Raw genomic sequence first — 24,920 nt, forward strand, 5'->3', positions numbered from 1 at the left:
CGCGGCGCGGCAAATCCGGGCCGGGTGCGCGGTGCCGGCGGTCACCAGCACCGCGCCCCCGGCCAGGACGATCGCTCACTCGGTGAAGCAGGTCCGCGTCGGGAGCCAGCCACCGATCGGGACGTCCACGCCCTGCACGTCGGCGGCCTGCACGGCGACACCCGGCGAGGACACCATCGGGTGCAGGAACGCCTGGTCGTTCATGTACTCGGTCAGCTCCGCGACCGCCGCCACGCTCTCGTCCTCGCTGCTGGCCTGGATGACCGCCTGCGCCAGCTCCTCGTACTCCGGGGGGCTGAACTGCCGGTGCGCGCCCTCGAGCCGGAGGTCGGCGTTGGTCTGCAGCAGGAAGGCCGGCGAGCCGTTGATGCCGCGCAGCGACAGGTAGGTGCCGCCCGCTCCGCTGGACAGCCGCTGCTGGTAGTCCGGCGGCGCCAGCGCGTTCAGCGTCGGCCGGAGCCCCACCTCGGTGAGGTTGTTGGCGATGATCTCGTACTCGGCGGCGATCGTCGGGATGTTGATGGTGGTGATCGGCACCTCCATCCCGGCGGCGCCGGCCCCCTCGATCAGCTCCCGCGCCCGGTCGGGGTCGTACTCGTAGGCATTGGCCAGGTCCTCCGGGTAGGTCGCCGACCCCGGAGCCCAGTACAGGCCATCGGTCGTGCCCAGGCCGCCGAAGACCTGCTCGTTGATCCGCTCCCGGTCGATCGCGTACCCGATGGCCTGCCGGACGGTCTGGTCCTCGATGCCGTCGAGGACGATCGGGTACGCGCCGAAGACCGTGTCGAAGAGCTCGAACTGGTCGCTGCCCTCGGTGATCGAGAGGGCGTCCTGCACGGTGAGCCCGTAGGAGATCTGCGTGCGGCCGGAGCGCGCAGCCGAGACCTGGGCGGTCGAGTCGGGGATCACGGTGATCTCGATCTGGTCCAGGTAGGGACCGTCCTCGGCCCAGTAGTCGGCGAAGGGCGTCAGCGTCATGCCGGCGCCGGGCGTGTAGGTGTCGACCTGGTACGGGCCGGTACCGATGATCGAGGAGCCGTCGGCGAGACCGGTGTAGGTCTCGGAGTCGACGATGGGCGTCAGGGCCAGGGTGCTGGCCAGCGTGTCGTTCAGCGGGGTGGTCGAGGTGATGGTGACCTCGTGCTCGCCGGTGGCCTCCACCGTCCAGTTGGCCAGGACGGACTTGACGTCGGAGACGGTCGCCGGCTCCTGCGCGGTCTGGAGGGTGAAGACGACGTCGTCGGCGGTGAACGCACGGCCGCTGTGGAAGGTGACGTCCTCGCGCAGCTGGAGGACCGCGGACAGGCCGTCGTCGGCGATGTCCCACTCGGTCGCCAGCGCCGGCTCCGGGTCGTCCAGGGCGCTGGTCCGCACGTTGATCAGCGGCTCGAAGACACCGCGCGCCCACAGCAGGTTGGTGGCGGCCTGGGTGAGCACCCGGCTGGTCTCGGGAGCCGAGCTGGCGGCGGCCACGAGCGTGCCGCCCTGCTGGCAGGTCCCCTCGTCGCCACTGGCGGCCGCGTCGTCGGACTCCTGGACCGCCGACTGGCACCCGGCGACCAGCAGCGACGTCAGCGCTACGGCGGCGACTCCCGCCCGGCGACGGCGGGGGGTGGTGGACTTCCGCATGGACAGACTCCTCGGTGAGTTCTGAACCGGTGATCGCCGCGGGGCGACCGGCTGGGCGGGACGGGCGTGAGCCCGGCCGTGATGTGGACCACGTGATGCGGACAACTTACCGAGCGCTCGGTAAGGGGCAAGGGTTATCTCGTCGGAAGTCCCGTTGTCACCGAACCGTTATGCGCTGGCGGACTCCGGCACCGGTACGGCGACGTCGTCGCTGGGCGCGTGCCCGAGCCGCCAAGCGCGCACCCAGACGCGATCGGCAGCCGGCAGCTCCACCGGGCCGCTGTAGAGCCGCCAGCGCCGCCCGTCCTGCTCCGGCGACCCGATGGCGGCCGCGAGGAAGGCAGCCGGGGCCACCTCCCCGGCCGGGTCGGTGGTCCAGCCGATGGACGCGCCATCCGTGGCACAGGTGGCGACCAGTCGACCGTCCTCGATCACCACCTGGGGGGGCCTCGGTCGGGCGCAGCCGCCCACCCGGGCGCCACTGCTCGATCAGCTCGTCCTCGGGCACCTGACCGAGGTCGCCGTACTCCTCGATCCAGCCGTCCAGGGCACCCCGCAATCGGTCGAGCACCTCGGCGTGCTCCGGGGAGCCGGCCAGGTCGACCGTCTCGTGCGGGTCCTCCTGCAGGTCGTACAGCTCCTCGGCCGGCTTGCTGGCCGCCACCACCGAACGCTGCAGCGGGGTGAGCACATCCCGCACCTGCCCGGTGGCGAGCTGGTTGCCCTCCAGCGAGTGCAGCCGCCGCAGCTCCGCCCAGGTGGCGAGGTGGTCGGGGTACTCGCAGTGCTGCATGCCGGAGCGGTCGGGGTGCAGGTTGCGGATGTACCGGTAGCGGGCGTCGCGCACGGTACGACAGGTGTCCTCCTGCACATCCATCCGGTCGCGCCCGCCGAAGGCGTGCTCGTTCTGCACCAGGAACTCGCCGGTCCGGTCCAGGAACGGCTTGGCCTGCATGTGCTCCGGAATCGGGATGCCGCAGACCTCGAGCATGGTCGGCGCCAGGTCCATCAGCTGGATGAGCTCGGTGCGCCGCTGCCCGGGGGCGAGGACGCCCGGCCAGCGCACGATCAGCGGCTCCCGCAGCCCGCTCTCGTACGACCACCGCTTGCCGCGGGGCATGCCCAGCCCGTGCTCGCTCCAGAACACCACCACGGTGTTCTCCGCGAGGCCGTCCTCCTCCAGCTGGTCGAGGAACTCCCCCGCCCAGTGGTCCATCTCGGTGATCAGGTCGGCGTAGCGGGCCCAGGCCTGCCGGAACACCGGGGTGTCCGGGTGGTAGGGCGGCAGCGGAGCCGCGGCAGGGTCGTGCCGGTCCTCGGGCCGCACCCGGCTGGTGCGCGCCGCGAACGCATCGTCGTCCAGGTAGATCTGCGACTCGTGGGTGATCATGCCCTGGAAGGTGGCGAAGAACGGGGTGTCGTCGGTCGGCCGGTTCCGCCAGTGCGCCGTCGTGCTGCAGTCGTCGAACGCCGTGCCCGGGGTCTGCACCTGGAAGTCGGTGAACCAGTTGTTCGTCGTGTAGTAGCCGGCCGCCCGGAAGTACTCGGTGAACAGCTTCACCTCCGACGGGGGCACGGCCTTGGTGCGCATGTGCATGGTCCCGATCGACGTCGGGTGGCACCCGGTGTAGATCGCCGATCGGGACGGCGCGCACACCGGCGCGCTGGCGAAGGCGTTGTCGTAGACGACCCCCTCGGCGGCCAGCTGGTCCAGCCGTGGCGTGACCGCGTACTCGGCCCCCGGGTACACCCCCGCGTAGCAGCCCAGGTGCGGGTTGATGTCGTGGGTGCTGATCCAGAGCACGTTCGGTCGCCGCACTGCGATCGCCTCTTCCTGTCGGGTGACTCTCCGCACGCCGGTCGGTCCCCGAACGTGACGCAGATAACTTACCGAGCAGTCGGTAAGGCGTCGAGACCGGCGTGCCGCCGGATCAGCGACCGACGACGAAGGCGAACGAGAGGAGGCCGATCAGCAGGCCGGAGCAGGCGAGCGCCGCGATCGGCACCCCGGCCTGGCGGACCCCGGTGAGATCACCCCGGACGGTCAGCGACCGGTGCACCACGCGGTACCGGCGGCGCGCCGCCAGGGCGACGAGCGCCGCCTGACCCAGTCCCACCGCGGCAGCCACCAGCGCGAGGGCGCCGAGCACCGGCACGGCCAGCCGGCCGGCACCCACAGCGCCGACCGCCACGGCCAGTGCGGTGCGCCGCCAGGCCAGCGCGGTGCGCTCGGCCTGGAGGCCGGCGTCGAACACCCGCCCCGGGGACCGGGTCACCGCAGGAAGAGCCCGATCAGCACGAGCAGCCCCGCCACGGTGACCCCGACGGCGGTCAGCAGGCCCAGCCGGGGCGACGGCAGCGGCCGGGACTGCCGCATCGCCCGCTCGGTCGCCACCCAGCCGAACCACGCCTGCACGGGCGCCAGCAGACCGAGCACGATGAAGACCAGCGCGCTCGCCAGCCGGACGCTCTCCTCGATCGGGAGGTCGAGCGCCTCCAGCGCCACCCCGGCGGCCAGCAGTGCCAGGGAGGTCCGCATCCAGGCGAGGAAGGTGCGCTCGTTGGCCAGGCTGAACCGGGGGTCCGGCTCCTCACCCGTTCCGTAGACCCGCTTGGGGAACCGGCGGTCCCGCTCCCGGACGGGCGCCGGGCCGTCAGGCATCCGACCGGACGTCGCCCTGGCGGGCCGCCACCCGCGCCGCCGCGGTCAGCCGCTCCAGCCGCCGCCGCAGCAGGACGCACATGTCGACCGGCGGCCGCATCAGCCACTGCAGCTGCAACCCGTCCATCAGGGCGATCAGCTCGGATGAGAGGTCCTCCGGGACGAGCGCGGGGTCGATCCGGCCCTTCTGCTGGTCCAACTCGATCCGGGCGGCGAGCACCTGCCGGATGCGCTGGTACCTGCGCTGGAAGAACTCGTGCGCGGGGTGGGCGGGGTCGAGGCTCTCCGCTGCGGTCACCGTGTAGAGCTGGACCAGCTCGGGCCGCTCCGCGTTCTTCTCGCACAGCGCCGTCAGCCAGTCCACGACGCTGGGGTCGGTCTCCTTGAAGACCTCCTCCAGGTAGCGGGTGTCCTCGTCGTCGCGCTCCTCGAGCACGGCCAGGATCAGCGCCTGCTTGTTCGGGTAGTGGTGCAGCAGCCCGGGCTGGGACACCCCAACCCGGGTCGCGACGTCGGCCAGGCTGGTGCCGTGGAACCCGGTCTCGGCGAAGGCCTGGGCTGCCGCGGCCAGGATCTGCTGCCGGCGCTGCGTCCGCGGCAGGCGCAGCCCCTCGATGCGTTCAGCCACCACTGCAGGAACCCCTTGCCGCCGACGGAACACGTGTGTGGGCGCTGAGCCCCCGTGATGGAGATCATGCCATGTGAACGGTCCCTTACCGACTGGTTGGTAGGCGGATCCGCCACGGCGGGTGACCCGTCCGCCGAGCGCTCCCACCGTCGACACATACCTACCGAGCAGTAGGTAAGTAGGACTACGGTGGGCCAGGTCACTTGCTCGACTCCTCGTCGTCCGCGTCGCTGCCCGCGCGACCGCCCCGATCGAAACGGATCCCATGACGAACACGCCGGTACGTCCCGACACGCGCGTCACCGAGGCCCTCGCGGCGCTCACCCTCGAGGAGAAGGTGCAGCTGCTCACCGGCCGCGACTTCTGGACCACCTGGCCGGTCGAGCGGATCGGCCTGCGCCGCATCCTGGTCTCCGACGGCCCCTCCGGCGTCCGCGGCGAGCTCTGGGACGAGCGCGACCCCTCGCTCAACCTGCCCTCGGCCACCGCGCTCGCCGCCTCCTGGGATGCGGACGTCGCCCGCCGCTACGGCGCCGCCGCCGCGGTCGAGGCCCGGCGCAAGGGTGTCGACGTCGTCCTCGGCCCCACGATCAACCTGCACCGCTCCCCCCTCGGCGGCCGGCACTTCGAGGCCTTCAGCGAGGACCCGGTGCTCACCGGCGAGCTCGCCGCCGCCTACGTCACCGGCGTGCAGGACAACGGCGTCGGCGCGACCCCGAAGCACTACGTCGCCAACGACTTCGAGACCGAGCGCTTCACCGCCGACGTCCGGGCCGACGAGCGCACCCTGCGCGAGGTCTACCTGCTGGCCTTCGAGAAGGCCGTCACCGAGGCCCGCGCATGGGTGGTGATGAGCGCCTACAACTCGGTCAACGGCGCCACGGTCACCGAGAACGAGCTGCTGGAGACCCCGCTGAACAGCGAGTGGGGTTTCGACGGCGTCGTCATCAGCGACTGGACGGCGGTCCGCAGCCTCGAGTCCGCGAAGGGGTCGCAGGACCTCGTGATGCCCGGACCGGACGGCCCGTGGGGCGACGCACTGGTCACCGCGGTGCGCAACGGCGAGATCGCCGAGGCCGTCGTCGACCGCAAGGTGCTGCGCCTGCTCACCCTGGCCCAGCGGGTCGGGGCGCTGGGCGACTCGCCCCCGGCGGAGCCGGTCTGGGTGGAGGACGGCATCGCGTTCGCCCGCGAGGCAGCCGCCGAGGGCACCGTGCTGCTGGAGAACCGCGGCGTCGACGGCCGCCCGGAGCTCCCCTGGGATCCCGCCGCCCTGCGTTCGGTCGCGGTCATCGGCAACAACGCGGCGGCCGCCCGCACCCAGGGTGGCGGCAGTGCCACCGTCGTCCCCGAGTCCACCGTCTCCCCGCTGGACGGCCTCCGCGCCGCCCTGCCGGACGTCGAGGTCGGCTACTCCGTCGGCGCGGTCGTGCAGAGCGGGGTCGTCGAGCTGCCGTTGCCCCAGCTGACCAACCCGGTCACCGGGACGCCGGGGCTCCGCGCCCGGTTCCTGGGCGCCGACGGCACCGAGCTGTTCGGCGAGGACCGCCGGGCGAGCGACCTGGTGTACTTCGGCGGCGACGCCCCCATCGGGCCGGCCGCCGCCTACGAGCTGAGCACCCGGTGGACCCCGGCCGAGTCCGGCGCGGTGCGGCTCGGCTTCGCCCTGGTGGGCCGGGCGCAGCTGTACGTCGACGGCGAGCTGCTGATCGACGAGACCCTCACCCCGGTCGGCACCGACCTCGGCGCGGCCTTTCTGAGCCCGCCGACCGCATCCGCCGAGGTGCACCTGACCGCCGGCACCCCGCTGGACGTCCGGCTGGTCCTCAACCTCGGCGACCGCGTCGGCTTCAACGCCCGCGCCCTGTCGCTGCGGCTGGGCACCGAACCCGCCGACGCCGACCCCGAATCCCTGATCGCCGAGGCGGCGCAGGCCGCGGCCGCCGCCGACGTGGCACTGGTGGTGGTCGGCACCAACTCCGTCGTGGAGTCCGAGGGCTACGACCGGGAGTCGCTGGCCCTGCCCGGACGGCAGGACGACCTGGTCCGCGCCGTCGTCGCGGCCAACCCGCGCACCGTCGTGCTGGTCAACGCCGGGGCGCCGGTGCTCATGCCCTGGCGCGAGGAGGTCGCCGGCCTGCTGATCGGCTGGTTCGGCGGGCAGGAGTTCGGCAACGCGGTCGCCGACGTCCTGCTCGGGGTCACCGAGCCGGGCGGCCGGCTGCCCACCACCTGGCCCGCGGCCGAGGCCGACGTGCCGGTGCTCGACTGCACGCCCGTCGACGGCGTCGTCGAGTACGCCGAGGGCATCCACATCGGCTACCGGGCCTGGCTCCGGTCCGGCACGGAGCCGGCGTACTGGTTCGGCAGCGGACGGGGCTACACCGCCATGGAACTGACCGGCGTCGACTGCCCCGCCGAGGTCCGGGCGGGCGAGATCGTCACGGTGACCGTCGAGGTCACCAACCGCGGAGAACGCGAGGGCAAGGAGGTCGTGCAGGTCTACGCCGAGCGGCCGGACTCCGCCGTCGACCGTCCGGTGCGGTGGCTGGTGGGCTCGGCCGCCGTCCGCGTCCCCGCCGGGCGGACCGCCCGGGTCGACGTCGCCGCGGACACCCGATACCTGGCGTACTGGGCCGACGGCTGGGAGCACGAGCCCGGGGCCTACCGACTGCGGATCGGCACCTCGGTCGTGACCCTGCCGGAGGAGCGGACGCTGCGGCTGCTGGCCTGGGCAGCGGGCACGACCTGACGGCGCCGGACTGCCCCGTCAGGTCGTGCCCGACGTCCTGCCCGACGCCTTCGCCAGGTGCAGCCAGGTGTCGACGACGGTGTCCGGGTTCAGCGACATCGACTCGATCCCCTGCGCCACCAGCCACTCGGCCAGGTCGGGGTGGTCGCTGGGGCCCTGACCGCAGATGCCGACGTACTTCCCGCGCTCCAGGCACGCCCGGATCGCCATCTGCAGCGCGGCCAGCACCGCCGGGTCGCGCTCGTCGAAGCCGCCGGCGACCAGGCCGGAGTCGCGGTCCAGCCCCAGCACCAGCTGGGTCATGTCGTTGGAGCCGATGGAGAAGCCGTCGACGTGCTCCAGGAACTCGCCGGCCAGCAGGGCGTTGGACGGCAGCTCGCACATCATCACCACCGACAGGTCGTTCTCCCCGCGGCGTAGACCGTGCTCGGCGAGCATGCGCACGACGCCCTCGATCTCGGCCACGGTCCGGACGAACGGGATCATGATCTTGACGTTGGTCAGCCCCATCTCGTCCCGGACGTACCGCAGCGCCGCGCACTCCATGGCGAAGCAGTCGGCGAAGTCGGCCGACAGGTACCGCGAGGCACCGCGGTACCCGATCATCGGGTTCTCCTCGTGCGGCTCGTAGCGCTCCCCGCCGAGGAGGTTGGCGTACTCGTTGGACTTGAAGTCGCTCATCCGCACGATGACCGGCTCGGGGGCGAACGCCGCGGCGATCATCGACACGCCCTCGGCGACCCGCTGCACGAAGAAGTCCCGCGCCGAGGGGTAGGCGGCGATCCGCTCGGTGATCTGCGCCCGCAGCGGGGCGTCGAGGGTCTCCAGCTCCAGCAGCGCGCGGGGGTGGATGCCGATCTGCCGGTTGATGATGAACTCCAGCCGGGCCAGGCCGACGCCGGCGTGCGGCAGCCGGGAGAAGGCGAAGGCCTGCTCCGGCGTCCCGACGTTCATCATGATCTTGGTGGGGATCTCCGGCATGGCGGCCAGCTCGGTCTCGGCGACCTCGAAGCCCACCTCCCCGGCGTAGACCAGGCCGGTGTCGCCCTCGGCGCAGGAGACGGTGACCGGGTCGCCGTCCCGCAGCGCCCGGGTGGCGGTCCCGGTGCCGACGACGGCGGGGATGCCGAGCTCGCGGGCGATGATCGCCGCGTGGCAGGTCCGACCGCCCCGGTTGGTCACGATCGCCGAGGCCCGCTTCATGATCGGCTCCCAGTCGGGGTCGGTCATGTCGGCGACCAGGACGTCGCCGGCGGTGAACTGGTCCATGTCGTCGATGTCGTCGAGCACCCGGACGGCGCCGACCCCGATCCTCTGCCCGATCGCCCGGCCCTCGACCAGGACGTCCCCGGTGCCGGTGAGCCGGTAGCGCTCGGAGGTGTTCCCCGAGCGGGACTGCACGGTCTCCGGCCGGGCCTGCAGGATCATCAGCCGGCCGGTGCGGCCGTCCTTCCCCCACTCGATGTCCATCGGCCGGCCGTAGTGCTCCTCGATCCGCAGCGCCTGGCGGGCCAGCTCGGTCACCTCGTCGTCGGTGAGCGACAGCAGCCGCCGGTCGGCGGGGGCGACGTCGACGAACGCCGTCGTCCGGCCGACCTCGGCGTGCTCGGTGTAGACCATCTTGGTGGCCTTCTCCCCCACGCCCCGCTTGAGGACCGCCGGCCGCCCGGCCCGCAGCGCGGGCTTGTAGACGTAGAACTCGTCGGGGTTGACCGCCCCCTGGACCACCCCCTCCCCCAGCCCGTAGGCCGAGGTGATGAACACGGCGTCCCGGAAGCCGGACTCGGTGTCCATGGTGAACATGACGCCGGAGGCACCGACGTCCGAGCGCACCATCCGCTGCACGCCGGCCGACAGCGACACCGACTCGTGGTCGAAGCCGTGGTGCACCCGGTAGGCGATGGCCCGGTCGTTGTACAGCGACGCGTACACCTCCCGCACCGCCTGCAGCACGGCGTCGATGCCGCGCACGTTGAGGAAGGTCTCCTGCTGCCCGGCGAAGGAGGCGTCGGGCAGGTCCTCCGCCGTCGCGCTGGACCGCACCGCGAACGACGCCTCGGTGTCGTCCCCGGCCAGCGTCGCGTAGGCGGCCCGGATGTCGGCCTCCAGGGCCGGCGGGAACGGCTGCTCCACCACCGCCCGGCGGATCTCCTTCCCGGCGGCGGACAGCGCCCGGACGTCGTCGGTGTCCAGGTCACGCAGCCGGTCGGCGATCCGGGCGGCCAGGCCCGTGTCACCGAGGAAGCGCTGGTAGGCGGACGCGGTGGTGGCGAACCCGTCCGGCACGCTGACCCCGGCGTCGGCCAGGTGGGAGATCATCTCGCCCAGGGACGCGTTCTTGCCGCCGACCACCTCGAGGTCGGCCAGTCCCAGGTCCGCGAACCACCGCACGTTGTCGTCGGTGCCGGTACGGGTGTCACTGCTCATCAGGTGGTCCCTCTTCGTCGAAGGTCTCTGGAGTGGGCGGGCCGCCCGGCGGAGCGCCGCTGCCGGGCGAGGGTCTGGATCACCACGGCGGCGATCTCCTCGACGGAGGCCGCCGAGGTGTCCACCGTGGGCAGGGAGTGGGTCTCGTACATCGCCGCCGCCCGGCGCAGCTCGAACCGGCACTGCTCCTCCGAGGCGTACCGGGAGTCCGGCCGGCGTTCCTGCCGCACCCGGCTCAGCCGGGAGACCGTGGTGGTCAGCCCGAAGCATCGGTCGCGCAGGTCGCGGACCGGGCGGGGCAGGTCGGTGGTCTCCAGGTCCTCGTCGACGAGCGGATAGTTGGCCACGAACAGGCCGTGCTGCAGGGCCAGGTACATCGCCGTCGGGGTCTTGCCGCAGCGGGACGGCGCGAGCAGGACGACGTCGGCCCGGTCCAGCCCGCGGGGGCTCAGGCCGTCGTCGTGCTCGATGGCGAACTCGATCGCCGCCATCCGGTCGTTGTAGCGCCGGACGTCGCCGACCCCGTGCAGCCGCCGGGCCTCCCGCAGCCCGCGGGCGCCCAGCTGCTCCTCCACCCGGCGCATGTGGATGCCGAAGAAGTCGATGATCGGGGCCCTGGTCTTCAGCAGCTCCTCGCGCACCTCGTCGACCGCCGCGGTGGTGAACACCAACGGAACCACCGGTCCCGTCATCGCCTCGTCGAGCTGGGCGACCACCTCACGGGCCATCTCGACGGTGGAGATGAACGGGATCAGAGTGCGCTCGAAGTGCACGTCGGGGAACTGGATGAGCAGCGCGTTGCCCATCGTCTCGGCGCTGATCCCGGTGCTGTCGGACAGGAAGAACACCGGGACGACGGCGTGCGGGTCGCGGTCGGCCGGGAGCGGACCGCTCACCGGGCACCACGGCGGGAGCCACCGGCAGCGCGGCGGCAGCCACCGCCGGCACGGCCGTGGCGACCCGGGGGTTCGAGCATCACGTGGGCACCTCTGTTCGTCCGCGCCGTTGCAGAGAAGAGCGAGCTCGCCGTGAGCATCACACGTCGGCCGGGACCGCGGCGTCCCTGCTCCGCTCCCCGGAAGAGCCCATCCCCGCGCCGGGTCCCGTGCGCACGGTCAACACCTGACGAACGGGACCAGTTCGTCTCGTTGTCGCGTTTCCCCCCACAACCGGCGCACAACCCCTACTGTGGGTCCCAGCGCGGACGCGCAGCGTTGCCACCGTGGAGTGGCAGCCCGGTCCGCCGACCGCCACCGAGAGGAACTCCTGTGCCCCTGCCCCAGCGCTCCCCCGCTCCGGCACTCGCCCGCCCGGCCGCCCACGTCGCGCACCGCCCCACCCAGCTCCCCCACGGGCGGCCCGTGGTCCCGGGCCCCCGGACGGCGATGCGCCCCGCGCCGGCCCAGCCGATGCCCCAGCGGCCGCTGCCCCAGCGCCCGGCGGCTCAGCAGCCGGCGGGCGAGCGGCCCGCTCCCCGCGCGGTGGCCGCGTTCCTGACCGTGGCCGAGGTCGCGGCGATCATGCGCGTGTCGAAGATGACCGTGTACCGCCTGGTGCACGGCGGGGAGCTGGCCGCGGTGCGCGTCGGCCGGTCCTTCCGGGTTCCCGAGCAGGCCGTACGCAGCTACCTGGCCGACGCCCGCACCGACCTGGACTGAGTCGCCGGGCACTCCCGGCGGCAGCCGCCGCGGGTCACCGCCCCACCCGCTCCGGCGCCGGTCCGCGCCAGCGCAGCACCTCCAGGGCGGCGGCGACGGCCATCACGTTCTCGGCCAGCGGGCGCGGCAGCAGGGCGTCGGCGCGGGCCAGGCGGCGCAGCACGGTGTTGCGGTGGGTGTAGAGCCGCGCCGTCCGTGAGGCGTTGCCCAGCTCGCGCACGTAGGCCAGCACCGTGTCGCGGGTGGCTGCGTCGGCGCCGACCAGGTCGCCGAGGGTGTCGGCCAGGAACTCTGCCACCCGGGTGCGGTCGCTGGTCAGCAGCACGACCTGCCGCACGTCCCGTGGCGGGCGACCTGCTGCGGGGAGGTCAGCCCGCGAGCATCATCGCCCGCCCGCCTGCAGCGGCGGTCGGCGCGCGCCTGAGCCCGGCCACCGACCGGTCGGCGGTCCGGGGTGCGGTCAGGTCAGGTGCCTCCGCGCAGGGCGTCGACCGGTTCGATGGCTGCCGCGCGGCGGGCCGGGAGGCCGCCGGCGACCAGCCCCAGGACGGCCCCGAGCAGGGCACCGCCGACGGCGATCCACGGGTCGATGACCGGTGTCCAGTCCCGGACGACGGAGATGCCGATGACGGCGAAGACGCCGAGCGAGGCGCCGATGAGGCCGCCCAGCAGGCCGATGACCACGGACTCGGCGACGAACTGGCCGGCGATCTGCCGCCGGGTGGCGCCGATGGCGCGGCGGAGCCCGATCTCGCCGACGCGCTCCATCACCGACAGCATCGTCACGTTGGTGATCCCGACCCCGCCGGCGAGCAGGACGACGACCGAGAGGATGACGAAGACGCCGTTCACGTCGGCCTGCACCTCCTGCCCCAGCTCGGAGCGGCCGTCGGGGGCGTTGACCTCGAGGCTCTGCGGGTCGTCGGGGGCCAGGGCCAGCGCGGCCTGGGTGCGCAGCTGGGGTCCGGCGCCGATCGCGATGCGGGCCTGCGCGTTCCCGGGGGCGCGCAGGCCGAAGTCGGCCCGCGCCGTGCCGGTGGGCAGCAGCACCGCGTTGAGCAGCTCGGCGCGGACGTCGGTCGAGTCGACGATCCCCAGGACGGCGTAGGCGATGCCGTCGATGAAGATCGAGGGCTGGGTGTCGACCCGCTGGACGCCCAGCCGGTCCGCCGCCCGGGCGCCGAGCACCACCACGCGGTCGGCGCGGGCGTCGTGGCCGGCGTCGAGGAACCGGCCGGTGGCCAGCCGCCCACCGACGGTGTCCAGCAGCTCGGCGGAGGCCGCGTAGACCGGTGGTGCCGCCGTGGCCGGTTGCGACGGGTCGTTCACCGGCACCGACGCGATGACCGCACGGGGCAGCGGCACCTCCGCGAGCAGCGCCGCCGCCTCGATGCCGGCCAGTCGTTCCAGGCGGGGAACGGCGTCCCAGGGCAGCGCGCCGGTGGCGACGGTCGCGCCGCCGCGGGTGTCCGCGGTGGCGGGGGTGACGACGAGCTGGGTGGCGGCGGTCCGGTCGAACTGCCGGGCGATCTGGCCGGCGGCGGTCTGGGCGAAGCCGATGGTGGCGATCAGCGCGGCGATGCCCAGCACGGTGCCGACGATCGTCGTCACCAGGCGCCCGGGGCGGGATCCGATGTCGGCGGTCGCCTCGCCGAGGAGGTCGGAGAAGCGGAACCGGTCGGCCGGGTCGACCGGCCGGACGCCCGGCGTCGGAACCGCCCTCCGGGACCGGCGGAGCCGAGTCGGAACGCGCAGCCAGGACCGGCGCCGCGACCGGGGCCGTTCGCGCGCGCCGGACGGCGGCGTCCCCCCGTCGGTCATCCGACCTCGCTCACGCGGCCGTCCGCGAGCCGGATGCGCCGCTCGGCGCGCCGGGCAACGGCTCCGTCGTGGGTGATGACGACGAGGGTGAGCCCGTCGGCGTGCAGCTCCTCGAAGAGCACCATGATCTCCGCGGACGTCGCCTGGTCCAGGTTGCCGGTCGGTTCGTCGGCCAGCAGCACGCGGGGCCGGGAGGCCACCGCGCGGGCCACGGCCACCCGCTGGCGCTCGCCGCCGGAGAGGGTGCCGGGCAGGAAACCGACCCGGTGGCTGAGCCCCACCCGGTCCAGCGCCTCGCGGGCCCGGGGTTCCCGCTCCGCGCGGGGGGTGCCGTTGTACAGCATGGGGAGCAGCACGTTCTCCAGCACGGTGCGCCGCGACATGAGGTGGAAGGCCTGGAAGACGAAGCCGAGCTGACGGGCCCGGACGGCAGCGCGTTCGTCATCCTGGAGCGCACTGGTCAGCACCCCGCCCAGGCGGTACTCCCCCACGGTGGGCCGGTCCAGCAGGCCGAGGATGTTGAGCATCGTGGACTTGCCCGAACCACTCGGCCCGATGATCGAGACGTACTCGCCGTCGGCGACGGAGACGCTGACGCCCTTGAGCGCCTGCACCTCCGGCGGCCCGGGGAAGGACCGGGTGACGTCGCGCAGCTCGATGGCCGGGGGCCGGTCCAGGGTGGTGGCCAGGAGCGGTTCGGTGGCGGGCGCCGGGCCCGGTGCCCCGACCCGCGGAGGCGGCGCCGCCGTCATCGGCCGACCACCACCAGGTCGCCCTCGCCGAGGTCGTCGTCCACGGGGCGGACCTCGACCGCGCCGTCGGCGGCCAGGCCCGTCTCCACCACCACCAGGCGGGTCTCGGCCCGGTCACCGTCGCGCGGGTCGCCGTCGACCACCTCGACCCGGGACTCCCCGCCCGGCCCTGCGGTCAGCGCCGCCAGCGGCACCGAGAGGACGTCGCCCTCCGTGGCGCCGACCGGGATACCGACCCGCACGTTGGCGCCCTGCAGCTGCACGACCTGCTCGGGGGTGAGCGGATCCGGTTCCAGCCGCACGGTCCAGCGGGCGTCGTCGCCCTCACCCGGCACGACCTCGGCGATCGTCGCGGCGTGCTCTCCACCGTCGGGCAGCTCGAAGGTGGCCGGCATCCCGGCGGTGAGCAGCCGGGCGTCCGCGGCGGCCGCCGTCCCGGACAGCGCCAGCGTCGCCCCCGAGACGGTCATGGCCGCACCGTCGAGCACCGACCCGCGCCGGGCCGCCACGGCGTCGACCCGCCGGGGCAGCCCGGTGAGGTACAGGACCTCGCCGGCCGGCAGCGACGGCAGCACGGCCTCCCGGGCCTCGGAGAGGTCACCGCGGGCCTGGTTGAGCTGTTCCTGCGCGGCGCCCAGCTGGGCGCGCTGCGGGTCGGTGTCCGGGGCCGCGTCCAGCTCCCGGCGCCGCAGCTGGGCCAGGGCCAGGGTGTCGCGCAGGTCGCCGACGACCACGGCGTCGTCCGGGCTGGTGTCCAGGGCCGCGTCCAGGGCGCGTTGCGCGCTGGCGACGGCGTTGTCCGCCTCCCGCACCTCGACGGCCGAGGGCCCGCCCCGGGCGCGGGCGAGCTCCCCCTCGGCGGCGGCCACCGCCTGCTCCGCGGCCCGGACGGCCTCCTGCGCCGCGCGCAGGCCGTCGGCGGCGCCCTCCTCGGCGGCCGGTGCCGGGTAACCGGCCTGGGCGTACATCGCGGTCACGGCGGACGCGGCGGTCTGGTCGAACACGTCGTCGGCGGGGTCGCCGGCGTCGATGCCGACCGCGTGCATGGCCTCCTTGAACTGGACGACGTCGGGCCCCGACACCCCGACGCGCAACGCCCGGTAGGCCGGCAGCTCGCCGGGCAGCACGACGACCGGGCGGCCAGCGACCTCCAGGGCGACCCCCAGCGGTCCCAGCTCCGAACCGACCTCCGGCACCTGACCGGTGACCACCGCCGGCCCGGAGATGGCGGAGGTGTCCAGGGTGACCTCGAGCGAGTCGGCGTACCCGACCTCGCCCCGGATGGTCACGTCGTTGCTCAGCGCCCCGAAGGCGACTGGCACGGTGACCAGCCCGGGGTCGGGCGCCTGCGCCCCCGCAGGGTCGGGTGCGACCACGAACCGGCCGACCACCAGCCCGGCGACCAGGGCCACCACCGCCACCGCGGCGGTGAGCCACAGCGGGCGGTTGCGCTGGAGGTACGCCGGCCAGGCGAGGCGTCGCCGGCCTCGTCCGCCGGCGGTCTCCCCCGCGGCCACGGCCTCCCCGCCGACGTCGTCCCCGCTGACCTCCTGGATGACGTCGAACTGGTCCGTGCTCTGCCGCTCGCTCACGTCAGTCCTGTTCGGCGGCGGCCTTCATGGCCTCCAGCTCGCTCTTGTGGTCGTCGACGAACTGCTGCTCGGCCTCGTTCATGACGTCGGCGGAACGGTCGCTGTAGTCGGTCTCCTCACGGCAGTCCAGGTCCGCGAGAGCCAGCTCCACCTCGCGCTCCGCGAGGGCGTCGAGCGCGGCCTGGTCGGGCTCGACGGGCATCTCGCCGTCCTCCGTGGGCGCCGTGCTCTCGTAGAACTCGTTCAGCTCCTCGTAGATCGAGTTCTGCGCGTCGGTCTGGGTCGCGAAACCGCCGTGGCCGGCGCTGTCCATGCAGGCCGCCCACTCCGCGTCCAGCTCGGCCATGCCCGGCCAGGACGCCAGGCCCTCGTAGAACTCGTTCATCGCGTCGAACAGGGGCTTGAACTCCTCCGACTGGGACGGGTCCTCACCGGCGACCTCGTGCTGCGCGGCCCCCTGGCACCCGGCGGTCGTCCAGTCGTACTCGTAGGAGACCTCTTCGTTCATCTCCTCCTCGGAGGGCTGCGGCCCGTAGAGAGCCTCGTAGAAGGCGGCCTGCTCGGACTCGGAGAGGCTGGCGACGTAGTCGCCGTTGGGGTCGACCCACTCCTCCTCCGCCGGCACCGGTTCCTCGCTGTACGGGGACGTCACCGCGCCGTACCCGTACTGCCCGACCCACTCCCGGTCGTCGGGTTCCCACTCGGTCCCGTCACCGGAGGAGAACGACATCGACTGGTTGTTTGGCGTGTACTCGAAGCCCTGTTCCTGCATGCACCGGGCGACGAGCTCCTCCTGCTCCTCCTGCTGCTCGGCGAACTGCCGCTCCTCCTCCTCGGGAGAGAGGTCTCCGCCGTAAACGGCGTTCAGGTACTCGCCCAGCGGGCCGATCTCCACCTCGCTCGCCGAGTCGTCAGGAGCGTCGTCGGAGCCCGAACAACCGGTCAGGAGCAGGACCCCGGCGGTGAGGGCGGACAGGGCGGCGGAGGTACGGCGGATGCGCATGAGGTCTCCCTGAGAGGCAGTTGCCGGAGACCGTAGCGGTCACGGACGGCAATACGCGTCATTCCCGAGTCGGATTTCTCGAGCCGATTCCGGCGACCTCCGGACGAACCGAAACGCCTGCTCACACCCCCGGCCTCGGTGCCGGAACCGTGCGGTTCCTGCTCGACTCCGGCCTTGTCGGAGAACGGGGACTCCGGTGCACGAAAAGGTGAACAGTGGCTGAACACCCCGCGGTCCCGACCCCGTCGAGCGGACGTCGACCTCCGGCCGGGTTCCCCGCAGCCGGCGCCACAGGACCGCCGCAGGTCCCACCACGTCACGAACGACAAGACGACGCCGGCCCGCCCGGACCGCCCCCGCCCCGGGTAGCGTCGGCCGACCGCATCCGGCAGCAGGCCCGCCGGGCCAGGAGGGCGGACCCGCCGATGTCCGACGCAGGCCGACCGAGTCGGCAGCCGGAGTGGGCCACCGGACAACTGGACCTGGCCGCCTACCTGGACCGGATCGGTCTCCCGGGCCCACCCGCGGCGACCGGCGCCACGCTGCACGCTCTGCACCGCGCGCACGTGGCGACCATCCCCTTCGAGAACGTCGACGTGGTCCTGGGCCGGTCCGTGGCGGTCGACCTCGACGGCGTCCAGGCCAAGCTGGTGCACGGTCTACGGGGCGGCTACTGCTACGAGCACGCCACCCTCTTCGCCGCCGTCCTCGAGGAGGCCGGCTTCCGCGTCCAGCGGCTGCTGGCCCGCGTCGGCGGAGACCGGGTCCGTCCCCGGCCCCGGACCCACATGGCCCTGCACGTGCGCGGTGAGGACGGCGACTGGCTGGCCGACGTCGGCTTCGGCAACGCCCTGCTCGAACCGCTGCCCTGGGGGGACCCCGCCTGGCACCGGCAGGGCGGCTGGCGGTACCGGATGACCGGCGGACCGGAGAACACCTGGCAGGTCGAGCAGCAGACCGGGGACACGGCCACGCCCCTCTACCGCCTGGTCGACGAGCCGGTGCACGCCTCGGACGTCCTGATGGCCAACCACTTCACCGCGACCCACCCGTCCTCGCCCTTCGTCGGGCGCCTGGTGGCCATCCGCAAGGACGACGACTCGTTCGTCCGGCTGCGCGGGACCGTCCGGCGGGTGGAGTGGCCGGACGGCAACGCCGAGGAGGATCGGCTGTCACCGGCGCGGGCGGTGGCAGCGTTGCGCGAGGAGATCGGCGTGGGCCTGTCGGAGACGGACGCCCGGGCACTCGAGGAGACCCTGATCCGCTGAGCGGGCCATCCGGTCGTCGCCCCCGCGGGGGCCCGCTCCCGACCCGACTCGGTGCTGGCGAACGCCGAGCTGCTGGCCGCCCAGCTCACCGGCCGCGCGCCGTTCGCCGGGGCGCCGGCGCCAACCGGCCCGTTCCCGACCTGGCGGTGCCCCCAGGGCCGCAGCGCGCCCCACCGTTCCGGGCCCGGGCCGGTCGGCCGGGGGCCGCGCGCGGGTCATGGTCCGAGCGGTGGTGCCCCCGATCAGCGGCGACCTCAGTTGCTGCTGGTCGCCCGGCGTCGTACCCGTCGGTCGAACCGGTCGAGCCGGCCGCCCAGCGGGCGGCCGAAGTACCTGCCCAGCACCACGCCGGCGGCCAGAGCCAGCCCGATCGCCGCCGCCCCCACGAGCTCGTTGCCCCCGCTCCGGACGTCCGCCTCCACGACGATCGCGAAGAGGCCCCGGTAGATGGCGAGTCCGGGCAGCAGCGGGACGATGCCGCAGATCACCACGAGCAGCGGCGGGATCCGCAGCCGATCGGTCAGCGCCTCCCCGCAGAAGCCGACGACCACGGCCGCCGCCGCGCTCGCCACCGCTGGGCCGGCGCCGACCGCGCCGGCCGCCGACGACGTCGTCCACGCCAGCGCGCCGGCCACCGTGGCGAACCCGACGGCCTGCGGGCGGGCGTGCGACGCCAGCGCCCAGAACCCGGCCATCCCGGACGCCGCGGCCAGCGCCACGACGAACGGCACGGTGAACGTCGCCGGGTCGACCACGCGCAGCGGGACCTCCGCCCGCTGCGCCAGGTCCAGCACGGCGGCGATGCCGACGACGATGCCGGTCGTGAACGTCAGCACCTGGAAGGCCCGCGCGGCGGCGGTGACCGGGAACCCGTTGATCGCGTCCTCCGCGGCGCTCACGAAGGAGAGCCCCGCCAGGAGCACCACGATCCCCGCGGCGACGACCAGCGAACTGCGGACCTGGACGTCCCCGATGACGAGGAGAACGGCCGACCCCGTGGCCACCGCGGCGCCGGCTGCCTGCTGGAAGAACGTCGGGAGCCCGTGCCGGTCCAGGACCCGGATGACCAGCTCGATCACGGCCGTGGTGAGCGCCGCGACCAGGGCCACCAGCCAGCCGCCACCGAGCAGGAAGGCGACGCACCCCGCCATGCCCGACCAGCCGAGTGCCTGGATCCGCCGGCGGTACGGGTGCGGCGCGGACAGGACCTCGTCCAGCCGACGTTGCGCGTCCTCGATGAGCAGGCCCTCGGCCGCGATCGCTCCCGCGAGCTCGGCGATCCCCTGGAGCCGGGTGTAGTCCAACCCCCGCGGGCGCACGATGCGCATCAGCATCAGCGGTGGGACGTCCTCCGGGTCGTAACTGACCGTCAGCGAGGTGAAGGTGAGGTCGACCTGACAGTTGCTCAACCCGTAGGCCGCCGCCACCCGCAGCACCGTGGCGGTGACGTCGGCCGCGGAGGCCCCGACCGCCATCATCGACTCCCCGATGCGGAGGGCCAGACCGAGCGCCGCCCGCGCGGTGGTCGCATCGACCGGGCTGGGCCGGGAGCGCAGCGCGAAGGGCTCCGTCGGCGGTCCGGACCCGGAGATCGCCTTCCGCGCCCGGTCCGGCAGGCGAACGAACCGCGGCCTGCGGTCCCGGGTCGTGGGCTGCACGCCTCCAGGCTACGGATCCGTGACGAGCAATCACGGCTCACGACCACCAGGGGCGCTGTGGCTCTCCTTGCGGCGCGACCACCGATGCCGCCGACCGCCCGGCGGGGTCGTCGGGCCTGGTCGACCGAGAGCAACAGCGGGGAGTCGAACGACCGCACCGAAGCGTGATGCCGCCGAGCCAGGCCTGCCACGTCACGCCCTGGCCTCACCGCCATGCGAGCTGTGCAGATCCCCCGCTTCGGCGGCCCCGAGGTCCTCGACGTCGTCGACCTCCCCGACTCACCCTGCAACTGACCTCTCGCTCAGCAAGGGCCCCCGGCCGGTCGGCGCCGTCGGAGCCACAGCGTCAGCCGCGCGGCACGGCCCCCAGGACCAGACCCCACCCCCGGCATGGGCCAGCAGGTCTACGAGGTGAGCTCCGCCGGCGTCAACTACGCCGACACCCACCACCGCCTGGGGCCGAACCGGCCCTCGCCGTCCTGCACCGGGAGCCGCAGGACTCCCTGCAGATGGCGATCCGGACCATGGAGCTCGGCGCCGCGGCCGAGACGTTCTGCTTCCAGGCCATGGTCCTGGCCGGCGCTCTGGCGCCCTGCAGCTCGCCGCCGCCCGGCGTGCGCGCCGCCTACGAGGCCGTCCGTGCTGGTCACCGCACCCTTGCTGGCCGCAGCGGTGACCGGCTGCTCGTCGGCCGGTCCCGCCGGTCCGGCCGGCGCCGCCGGAGCACCGGTCCGAACTGCCGCTCGAAACCGTCCTGCGTCGTCTGCTTCGGGGTGTACATCACCCCGGCGTTGTTGATGAGCAGGTCGATCTGCGCATGCGCGTCGCGCAGCTCGGCTGCGGCCGCGTGGACCGATTCCAGCGACGTCAGGTCGAGCCGCTGCACGGCGACGTCGCCGGTCATCCGGGCTGCTGCCCGCTCGCCCTTGTCGACGTCCCGCACCCCCACCGACGTCGCAGCCCCGAGCGCCAGGGGCAGCGCGGGGCCGGAGCGCCGGAGGGCCAGGGCAGCCAGCGCACCCACCGGGACGAAGAGCAGCACGTTCGCCACCGCCTCGACCTGCGCGCGGTGCACGGTGCCCGGCAACGGCGCGGGCAGAGCCTCGACCCCGGCCATCACGGTCCTGCGGGCGCCGGCTGTGAACGCGGCCGGCCCGAGCGTGATGAGCCGACCAAGAGCAGCACAGCGACCGCGGCCAGCACGAGCGAACGCGCTCGTCGGGAGCCCGGGGAGCCGGGGGCGGGGACCTCGGCTGCCCCGCTCGCCCCGACTGCGGACGATTGGGAGGTGGTCGTCATGAGAGCTCCTCTCCGCTCGGCGGAGCCGGTGCGGCATCGAGAACTGGTGGACGGCGACCAGTGCACGCGACCGGTGGTTGCAATGAGCCGGGTTGCGCTCGTGTGAAGTCGAAGAAGAGGAAGGTGCCAGCGCACGTCGTGCGGGCCCCCCATCGGCGCTGGTCAGCATCTCGCTCTGCGACGGGATCACTGCTCGCAGATGGCCGCTGACATTGCTCGCGTTCGCCGGGCCCAGGTCACGTATCTCTCGCGGCATCGTGGATGCTCCACGATGCTCGCGCGAGGTCCACTCGCACGTCGTCGCCGCGGTGCAGCAAGGGGGTGGATTCCTCGAGGAACTGTGCGAGTGCCTCGTGGGCCGCGCCCTTGACCGGCCGCCCCATGGCATCCACCACCCGCCACCACGGCACGTCGTGACCGCCGTTGCGCAGGATCTGACCAACGGCGCGCGCGCCCGTGCCAGCCGCCTCGGCGACCTCGCCATAGGTCATCACGTGCCCGCTGGGGATCGAGGACACAGTGCCCAGAACCCGCTCGGCCACTTCCTTCACGATGTCGCCCCTCGCTGCCTTCGACGATCGAGTGCTCCTTGCAGTTCTCGTCGACCATTCCGACCGACGCCGGTTCACCTCCGGCAGAGTCGGCGGCCGCTCCCAGCCTCCGGAGCTCAGGCGCCTCGCCGCCCTTGACGCGCGTCATCACCCTTCTCCTCCCCGTCCGCCCTTCCCAGGACGAACCCCTCGGGTGGAGAGAGGACCCCGTTCGCCTGCACGGTGACGTAATGCGGCCCCGGGTAGTACGTCCGGGTGGTGATGGGGCGGAAGGAGTGGGTCTTCGTGACGACGGTGCTGCCGCCGGCGGCGATGCGTCGTGACCCGAGCTTGAAGGTCTTCGCGCTCACGGCCCCGTTGGCGCGCTGGAATCCGATGGAGTAGTCGATCGCCACGGTTGCGTCCGTCTCCCCGTCGTTGGTGACGACGGCCGTGAACGTGAGATCCCCTCCCCAGGGAACGACATCACCGGAGATGCGCGGTCGTGCCACGTGCAAGCTGTTCCCGGTGAATCCCACGAGTGCCAGCGCGGTGCGATCAGCCCGCTTGATCAGCGTCCTCAGGCCGTGCCGGAGCACCCAGGGAGTGTTGGCGTCCGGGTCGCCGGCCCACGCGGCGGCGACTTCCGTGACGACGGAGGGATCGACGCGACTGAGGTCGTTGAGATGGTTTGCGACCGAGCGCCGCACGTACTCGGCCGGGTCGCGATAGGTGGCGTCCAGGATGCCTCGTGTCGCACGAGGATGGGCAAGCAACCACGGCACCCGTTTTGCCCACGGCAGGTACGCGCGAGAGCCCTCAGTGGCGAGTCGCCGCACGTGCTCGCTGTCATGCCCCGTCCAGGTCTGCATGATGCGAAGGCCGCGCTCGGGTCGCGCGTTCAGGAGTTCGCGAACGGCAAACTCACCCGTCAGCCCGACGGTGAGCCGGGCCAGGAGTGTCATGGCGGCGTCGAAGTCCCGCGTCGACGCGGTCTCGAGCGCTCTCGAAGCGATGAACTCCGTGGTGGGCCAGATCATCCACCCGTCGAAACGCGGCTCGTCCAGCAGGTCGAGCACCACTCGCTCGGCGGCGGGGAACCCCGCCGGGACGTCGCTGAGGAGAGCAGCGCGGACGATGTCCACCCGCTCCCGAAGGCGAACGCCCCGTACGGCACCTTCCGCCTGGACCAGAGCGGGGAAGTCGCTGGTGGGCGCGACCGCCTGCAACGCAGCCCGTAGCCGTGCGACGACGACTGGGCTGACCAGTTCGTCCATGGCACCCACGGCAACTCCTCTCCCGCAGGAGCACTCTTCTGCATCCGGTAACGCCCCGGGCGGTTGGCGACCCCGTCCTCGTCACGGCCCGATCCGCGCTTCGCGGCTGCCGCGGCTCCGTCTGGGTGGAGCAAGAGCGGCGGCAGCCGCCGAGGCGGGGATCGCGTGTGTCGCCACACGGCTACTCGCGACAGCACCGGTCTCATCGGACTAGGTCGTCGGGACGGTCCCGCCGTCGATCACGTACTCCGCACCGACGATCGCCGACGCCTGGTCGGACACCAGGAAGGCCACGAGATCGGCGATCTCCTCCGTCCTCGCGAAACGGCCGAGAGGCACTCCGCCGAGGGAGTCGAGGATCTGCTCCTTCGCCCCCTCCCGACTCAGGCCGTTTCCTTCCGCGATCCGATCCACGAACCTCTCAGAGGCCTCGGTCTCGATCCCGCCGGGACTGATCGCGTTGACCCGCACACCGTGCGGAGCGAGCTCGTTCGCCAGACCCTTGCTGTACGTGCGCAACGCGGCCTTCGCAGCCGCGTACGCGAGAGATGCGTCGTACAGCGGCATCTGCCGCTGGATGGACGTGAAGTGGAGCACGACACCATGCCCGGACCGGATCATCGAGGGCAGCAGCGCTCGATCGAGCCGCACGGCGCCGAGGAAGTTGAGATTGAGCTCGGTCATCCACTGCTCGTCCGTGATCACCGCGAACCCCCCGGACGGCGTGGACGCTCCTCCCACGACGTGCACGAGGACGTCGACACCACCTGCCTGCTCGATCCGCGACGCGACGAGCGCGGTGCCCTCGACGGTCGAGGTGTCGGCCGCGATGAAGCGGTCCGGGAACTCGTACCCGTCGGGCATCGTCCGGGCCGTCACGTACACGTCCGCACCGAGCTCGCGAAGCCGCGATGCCACGGCGCCACCCGATCCCTTCGACCCGCCGGTGACGAGCGCTCGACGCCCGTCCAGCCGTCCGCGGTCCACGCTTCCCATCTCTGCTCCTTCGTCGTCGTCATCCACGCCCGGGCTCCTCGGACGCCTTTGTTGTGCACGTGCTCCGCCGGTGCGTTGCGCGGGCTGCCGGCGTCCACCACCAGCACGCTGCGCCGCGCCCGGGAGAGGGCGAGTGCCCCGCTCAGGCCGGCGGCGCCACCGCCGACGACCACCACGTCGTACCGCTCGCCCGGTGTCATGTCGCTCTGTTCGCTCGTTGCCTCAGGAAGGTGGCGGTCCGCCCACCGGCGACGGGCCGACCGGGGATCGCCGCCGGCGCGCCCGCGGACCGCGCCAGTGGCGCTGCAGGGCGAGCACGCGGACGGCGAAGATCGTGGCGGCGACCCCCGCGCCCAGCGCCGGGCCGTCGGCGTCGAAGGTCGAGGCGACGCCGACGACGAGCGCCCCGGCCACCGCCGGCACCGCGTAGAGCTCGGAGTCCGCCCGGAACAGCGCCGGGGTCTCGCGCGCGAGGACGTCGCGGAGCACCCCGCCGCCCACGGCGGTCGTGACGCCGAGCAGGGCGGCCGCCACCGGTGCCAGACCGTGGTCGAGGGCCTTCTCGGTCCCCGCGACGCAGAAGAGCCCCAGGCCGGCCGCGTCGAAGACGAGCAGGGGCCTGCTCAGCCGCCCGAACCAGGGGTGGGCGACGGACGTGACCGCGGCCGCCGCCAGGGCCACGACCAGGTACTGCCACCCGGTGAACGCCGGAGGCGGCGTGTCGCCGAGCACCAGGTCCCGGACGATGCCGCCGCCCAGCGCGGTGACCACCGCCAGGATCGCGATCCCCACCACGTCGTAGTCGCGGCCGATCGCCATCAGGGCGCCGGAGATCGCGAAGGCGAAGATGCCGATCAGGTCGAGGACCTGCATGTCGTCACCGACCTCCGGGCGGCTGGGGAGCGGAGCCGTGCCCACCGTCCCGAGCGCCCTCCGGCAGCCCGGCTGCCGGAGGGGCGGGACGGTCG

22 protein-coding genes are annotated in these 24,920 nt (G+C 73.2%); 3 read left to right on the top strand and 19 right to left on the bottom strand.

Features of this window, described 5'->3' with window-relative positions:
- Window positions 1-75: 75 nt before the first annotated feature.
- The 5 genes from ACI79Y_RS03855 to ACI79Y_RS03875 form a co-directional block, all read right to left on the bottom strand.
- The gene (locus ACI79Y_RS03855) at window positions 76-1,629 is read right to left on the bottom strand and encodes an ABC transporter substrate-binding protein (protein WP_457157202.1); all 1,554 of its coding nucleotides are present in this window, start codon (window positions 1,627-1,629) and stop codon (window positions 76-78) included.
- Between the two features lie 157 nt (window positions 1,630-1,786).
- Window positions 1,787-3,448: a sulfatase family protein gene (locus ACI79Y_RS03860; protein WP_457157203.1), complete on the bottom strand. Its 1,662-nt coding sequence runs from the start codon at window positions 3,446-3,448 to the stop codon at window positions 1,787-1,789.
- 112 nt (window positions 3,449-3,560) lie between these two features.
- On the bottom strand, window positions 3,561-3,905 hold the full coding sequence (locus ACI79Y_RS03865) for a DUF202 domain-containing protein (protein ID WP_457157204.1): 345 nt from the start codon (window positions 3,903-3,905) through the stop codon (window positions 3,561-3,563).
- Window positions 3,902-4,291 (bottom strand): YidH family protein, encoded by a 390-nt coding sequence (locus ACI79Y_RS03870; RefSeq protein ID WP_457157205.1) that lies wholly within the window; start codon window positions 4,289-4,291, stop codon window positions 3,902-3,904. The genes ACI79Y_RS03865 and ACI79Y_RS03870 overlap by 4 nt, the downstream gene beginning before the upstream one ends.
- Window positions 4,284-4,919 carry a TetR/AcrR family transcriptional regulator gene (locus tag ACI79Y_RS03875; RefSeq protein WP_457157206.1) on the bottom strand — a complete coding sequence of 212 codons (636 nt, stop codon included), beginning with the start codon at window positions 4,917-4,919 and terminating at the stop codon, window positions 4,284-4,286. Before ACI79Y_RS03875 ends, ACI79Y_RS03870 begins: the two co-directional genes overlap by 8 nt.
- Window positions 4,920-5,184: 265 nt before the next feature.
- Between ACI79Y_RS03875 and ACI79Y_RS03880 the strand changes: the two genes are divergently transcribed.
- Window positions 5,185-7,671 (top strand): glycoside hydrolase family 3 protein, encoded by a 2,487-nt coding sequence (locus tag ACI79Y_RS03880; protein ID WP_457157207.1) that lies wholly within the window; start codon window positions 5,185-5,187, stop codon window positions 7,669-7,671.
- Window positions 7,672-7,689: 18 nt separating this feature from the next.
- Here ACI79Y_RS03880 and ppsA read toward each other — a convergent pair whose 3' ends face one another.
- Window positions 7,690-10,098 (bottom strand): phosphoenolpyruvate synthase, encoded by a 2,409-nt coding sequence (ppsA, locus tag ACI79Y_RS03885; protein ID WP_457157208.1) that lies wholly within the window; start codon window positions 10,096-10,098, stop codon window positions 7,690-7,692.
- The gene (locus ACI79Y_RS03890) at window positions 10,098-10,994 is read right to left on the bottom strand and encodes a pyruvate, water dikinase regulatory protein (RefSeq protein WP_457157209.1); all 897 of its coding nucleotides are present in this window, start codon (window positions 10,992-10,994) and stop codon (window positions 10,098-10,100) included. Before ACI79Y_RS03890 ends, ppsA begins: the two co-directional genes overlap by 1 nt.
- A gap of 372 nt (window positions 10,995-11,366) precedes the next feature.
- Between ACI79Y_RS03890 and ACI79Y_RS03895 the strand changes: the two genes are divergently transcribed.
- On the top strand, window positions 11,367-11,756 hold the full coding sequence (locus tag ACI79Y_RS03895) for a helix-turn-helix domain-containing protein (RefSeq protein ID WP_457157210.1): 390 nt from the start codon (window positions 11,367-11,369) through the stop codon (window positions 11,754-11,756).
- A 34-nt stretch (window positions 11,757-11,790) separates the two neighbouring features.
- On the opposite strand, the gene ACI79Y_RS03900 is transcribed toward ACI79Y_RS03895, so the two are convergent.
- The 5 genes from ACI79Y_RS03900 to ACI79Y_RS03920 all read right to left on the bottom strand — a co-directional run bounded on the left by ACI79Y_RS03900 (window position 11,791) and on the right by ACI79Y_RS03920 (window position 16,924).
- The gene (locus ACI79Y_RS03900; RefSeq protein ID WP_457157211.1) at window positions 11,791-12,093 is read right to left on the bottom strand and encodes a helix-turn-helix domain-containing protein; all 303 of its coding nucleotides are present in this window, start codon (window positions 12,091-12,093) and stop codon (window positions 11,791-11,793) included.
- A 128-nt stretch (window positions 12,094-12,221) separates the two neighbouring features.
- A complete protein-coding gene (locus ACI79Y_RS03905) occupies window positions 12,222-13,367 on the bottom strand; it encodes an ABC transporter permease (RefSeq protein WP_457157212.1) in 1,146 nt (381 codons plus the stop codon).
- 206 nt (window positions 13,368-13,573) lie between these two features.
- Complete coding sequence (locus ACI79Y_RS03910) at window positions 13,574-14,329, bottom strand: ABC transporter ATP-binding protein (RefSeq protein ID WP_457157213.1); 756 nt, start codon at window positions 14,327-14,329, stop codon at window positions 13,574-13,576.
- Window positions 14,326-15,921, bottom strand: a complete 1,596-nt coding sequence (locus ACI79Y_RS03915) for a hypothetical protein (protein WP_457157214.1) — start codon at window positions 15,919-15,921, stop codon at window positions 14,326-14,328. Before ACI79Y_RS03915 ends, ACI79Y_RS03910 begins: the two co-directional genes overlap by 4 nt.
- Before the next feature lies 1 nt (window position 15,922).
- Complete coding sequence (locus tag ACI79Y_RS03920) at window positions 15,923-16,924, bottom strand: hypothetical protein (RefSeq protein WP_457157215.1); 1,002 nt, start codon at window positions 16,922-16,924, stop codon at window positions 15,923-15,925.
- Window positions 16,925-17,349: 425 nt separating this feature from the next.
- Here ACI79Y_RS03920 and ACI79Y_RS03925 point away from each other — a divergent pair, with 425 nt between their 5' ends.
- Complete coding sequence (locus tag ACI79Y_RS03925; protein ID WP_457157216.1) at window positions 17,350-18,192, top strand: arylamine N-acetyltransferase family protein; 843 nt, start codon at window positions 17,350-17,352, stop codon at window positions 18,190-18,192.
- Window positions 18,193-18,446: 254 nt separating this feature from the next.
- Here the strand turns inward: ACI79Y_RS03925 and ACI79Y_RS03930 are convergent, their stop codons facing one another.
- The 7 genes from ACI79Y_RS03930 to ACI79Y_RS03960 form a co-directional block, all read right to left on the bottom strand.
- Window positions 18,447-19,850, bottom strand: a complete 1,404-nt coding sequence (locus ACI79Y_RS03930; protein WP_457157217.1) for a threonine/serine ThrE exporter family protein — start codon at window positions 19,848-19,850, stop codon at window positions 18,447-18,449.
- Between the two features lie 646 nt (window positions 19,851-20,496).
- The gene (locus ACI79Y_RS03935) at window positions 20,497-20,967 is read right to left on the bottom strand and encodes an SDR family NAD(P)-dependent oxidoreductase (RefSeq protein ID WP_457157218.1); all 471 of its coding nucleotides are present in this window, start codon (window positions 20,965-20,967) and stop codon (window positions 20,497-20,499) included.
- A gap of 418 nt (window positions 20,968-21,385) precedes the next feature.
- Complete coding sequence (locus ACI79Y_RS03940; protein ID WP_457157219.1) at window positions 21,386-21,700, bottom strand: MGMT family protein; 315 nt, start codon at window positions 21,698-21,700, stop codon at window positions 21,386-21,388.
- A 116-nt stretch (window positions 21,701-21,816) separates the two neighbouring features.
- Window positions 21,817-22,965 (bottom strand): hypothetical protein, encoded by a 1,149-nt coding sequence (locus tag ACI79Y_RS03945; protein WP_457157220.1) that lies wholly within the window; start codon window positions 22,963-22,965, stop codon window positions 21,817-21,819.
- A gap of 201 nt (window positions 22,966-23,166) precedes the next feature.
- Window positions 23,167-23,943, bottom strand: a complete 777-nt coding sequence (locus ACI79Y_RS03950) for an SDR family oxidoreductase (RefSeq protein WP_457157221.1) — start codon at window positions 23,941-23,943, stop codon at window positions 23,167-23,169.
- Window positions 23,832-24,152, bottom strand: coding sequence for an FAD-dependent oxidoreductase (locus ACI79Y_RS03955; RefSeq protein WP_457157222.1), 321 nt, complete (start codon window positions 24,150-24,152; stop codon window positions 23,832-23,834). Before ACI79Y_RS03955 ends, ACI79Y_RS03950 begins: the two co-directional genes overlap by 112 nt.
- 22 nt (window positions 24,153-24,174) lie before the next feature.
- Complete coding sequence (locus ACI79Y_RS03960; protein WP_457157223.1) at window positions 24,175-24,825, bottom strand: trimeric intracellular cation channel family protein; 651 nt, start codon at window positions 24,823-24,825, stop codon at window positions 24,175-24,177.
- Window positions 24,826-24,920: the final 95 nt, after the last annotated feature.

This window comes from Modestobacter sp. SYSU DS0875 (assembly GCF_054050915.1).

Bases quoted from the DNA above. Each gene is read 5' to 3' on its own strand.
- ACI79Y_RS03855 (WP_457157202.1), bottom strand. From the start codon at position 1,629: ATGCGGAAGTCCACCACCCCCCGCCGTCGCCGGGCGGGAGTCGCCGCC.
- ACI79Y_RS03870 (WP_457157205.1), bottom strand. From the start codon at position 4,291: ATGCCTGACGGCCCGGCGCCCGTCCGGGAGCGGGACCGCCGGTTCCCC.
- ACI79Y_RS03880 (WP_457157207.1), top strand. From the start codon at position 5,185: ATGACGAACACGCCGGTACGTCCCGACACGCGCGTCACCGAGGCCCTC.
- ppsA (WP_457157208.1), bottom strand. From the start codon at position 10,098: ATGAGCAGTGACACCCGTACCGGCACCGACGACAACGTGCGGTGGTTC.
- ACI79Y_RS03910 (WP_457157213.1), bottom strand. From the start codon at position 14,329: ATGACGGCGGCGCCGCCTCCGCGGGTCGGGGCACCGGGCCCGGCGCCC.
- ACI79Y_RS03920 (WP_457157215.1), bottom strand. From the start codon at position 16,924: ATGCGCATCCGCCGTACCTCCGCCGCCCTGTCCGCCCTCACCGCCGGG.
- ACI79Y_RS03925 (WP_457157216.1), top strand. From the start codon at position 17,350: ATGTCCGACGCAGGCCGACCGAGTCGGCAGCCGGAGTGGGCCACCGGA.
- ACI79Y_RS03935 (WP_457157218.1), bottom strand. From the start codon at position 20,967: ATGGCCGGGGTCGAGGCTCTGCCCGCGCCGTTGCCGGGCACCGTGCAC.
- ACI79Y_RS03955 (WP_457157222.1), bottom strand. From the start codon at position 24,152: ATGACACCGGGCGAGCGGTACGACGTGGTGGTCGTCGGCGGTGGCGCC.
- ACI79Y_RS03960 (WP_457157223.1), bottom strand. From the start codon at position 24,825: ATGCAGGTCCTCGACCTGATCGGCATCTTCGCCTTCGCGATCTCCGGC.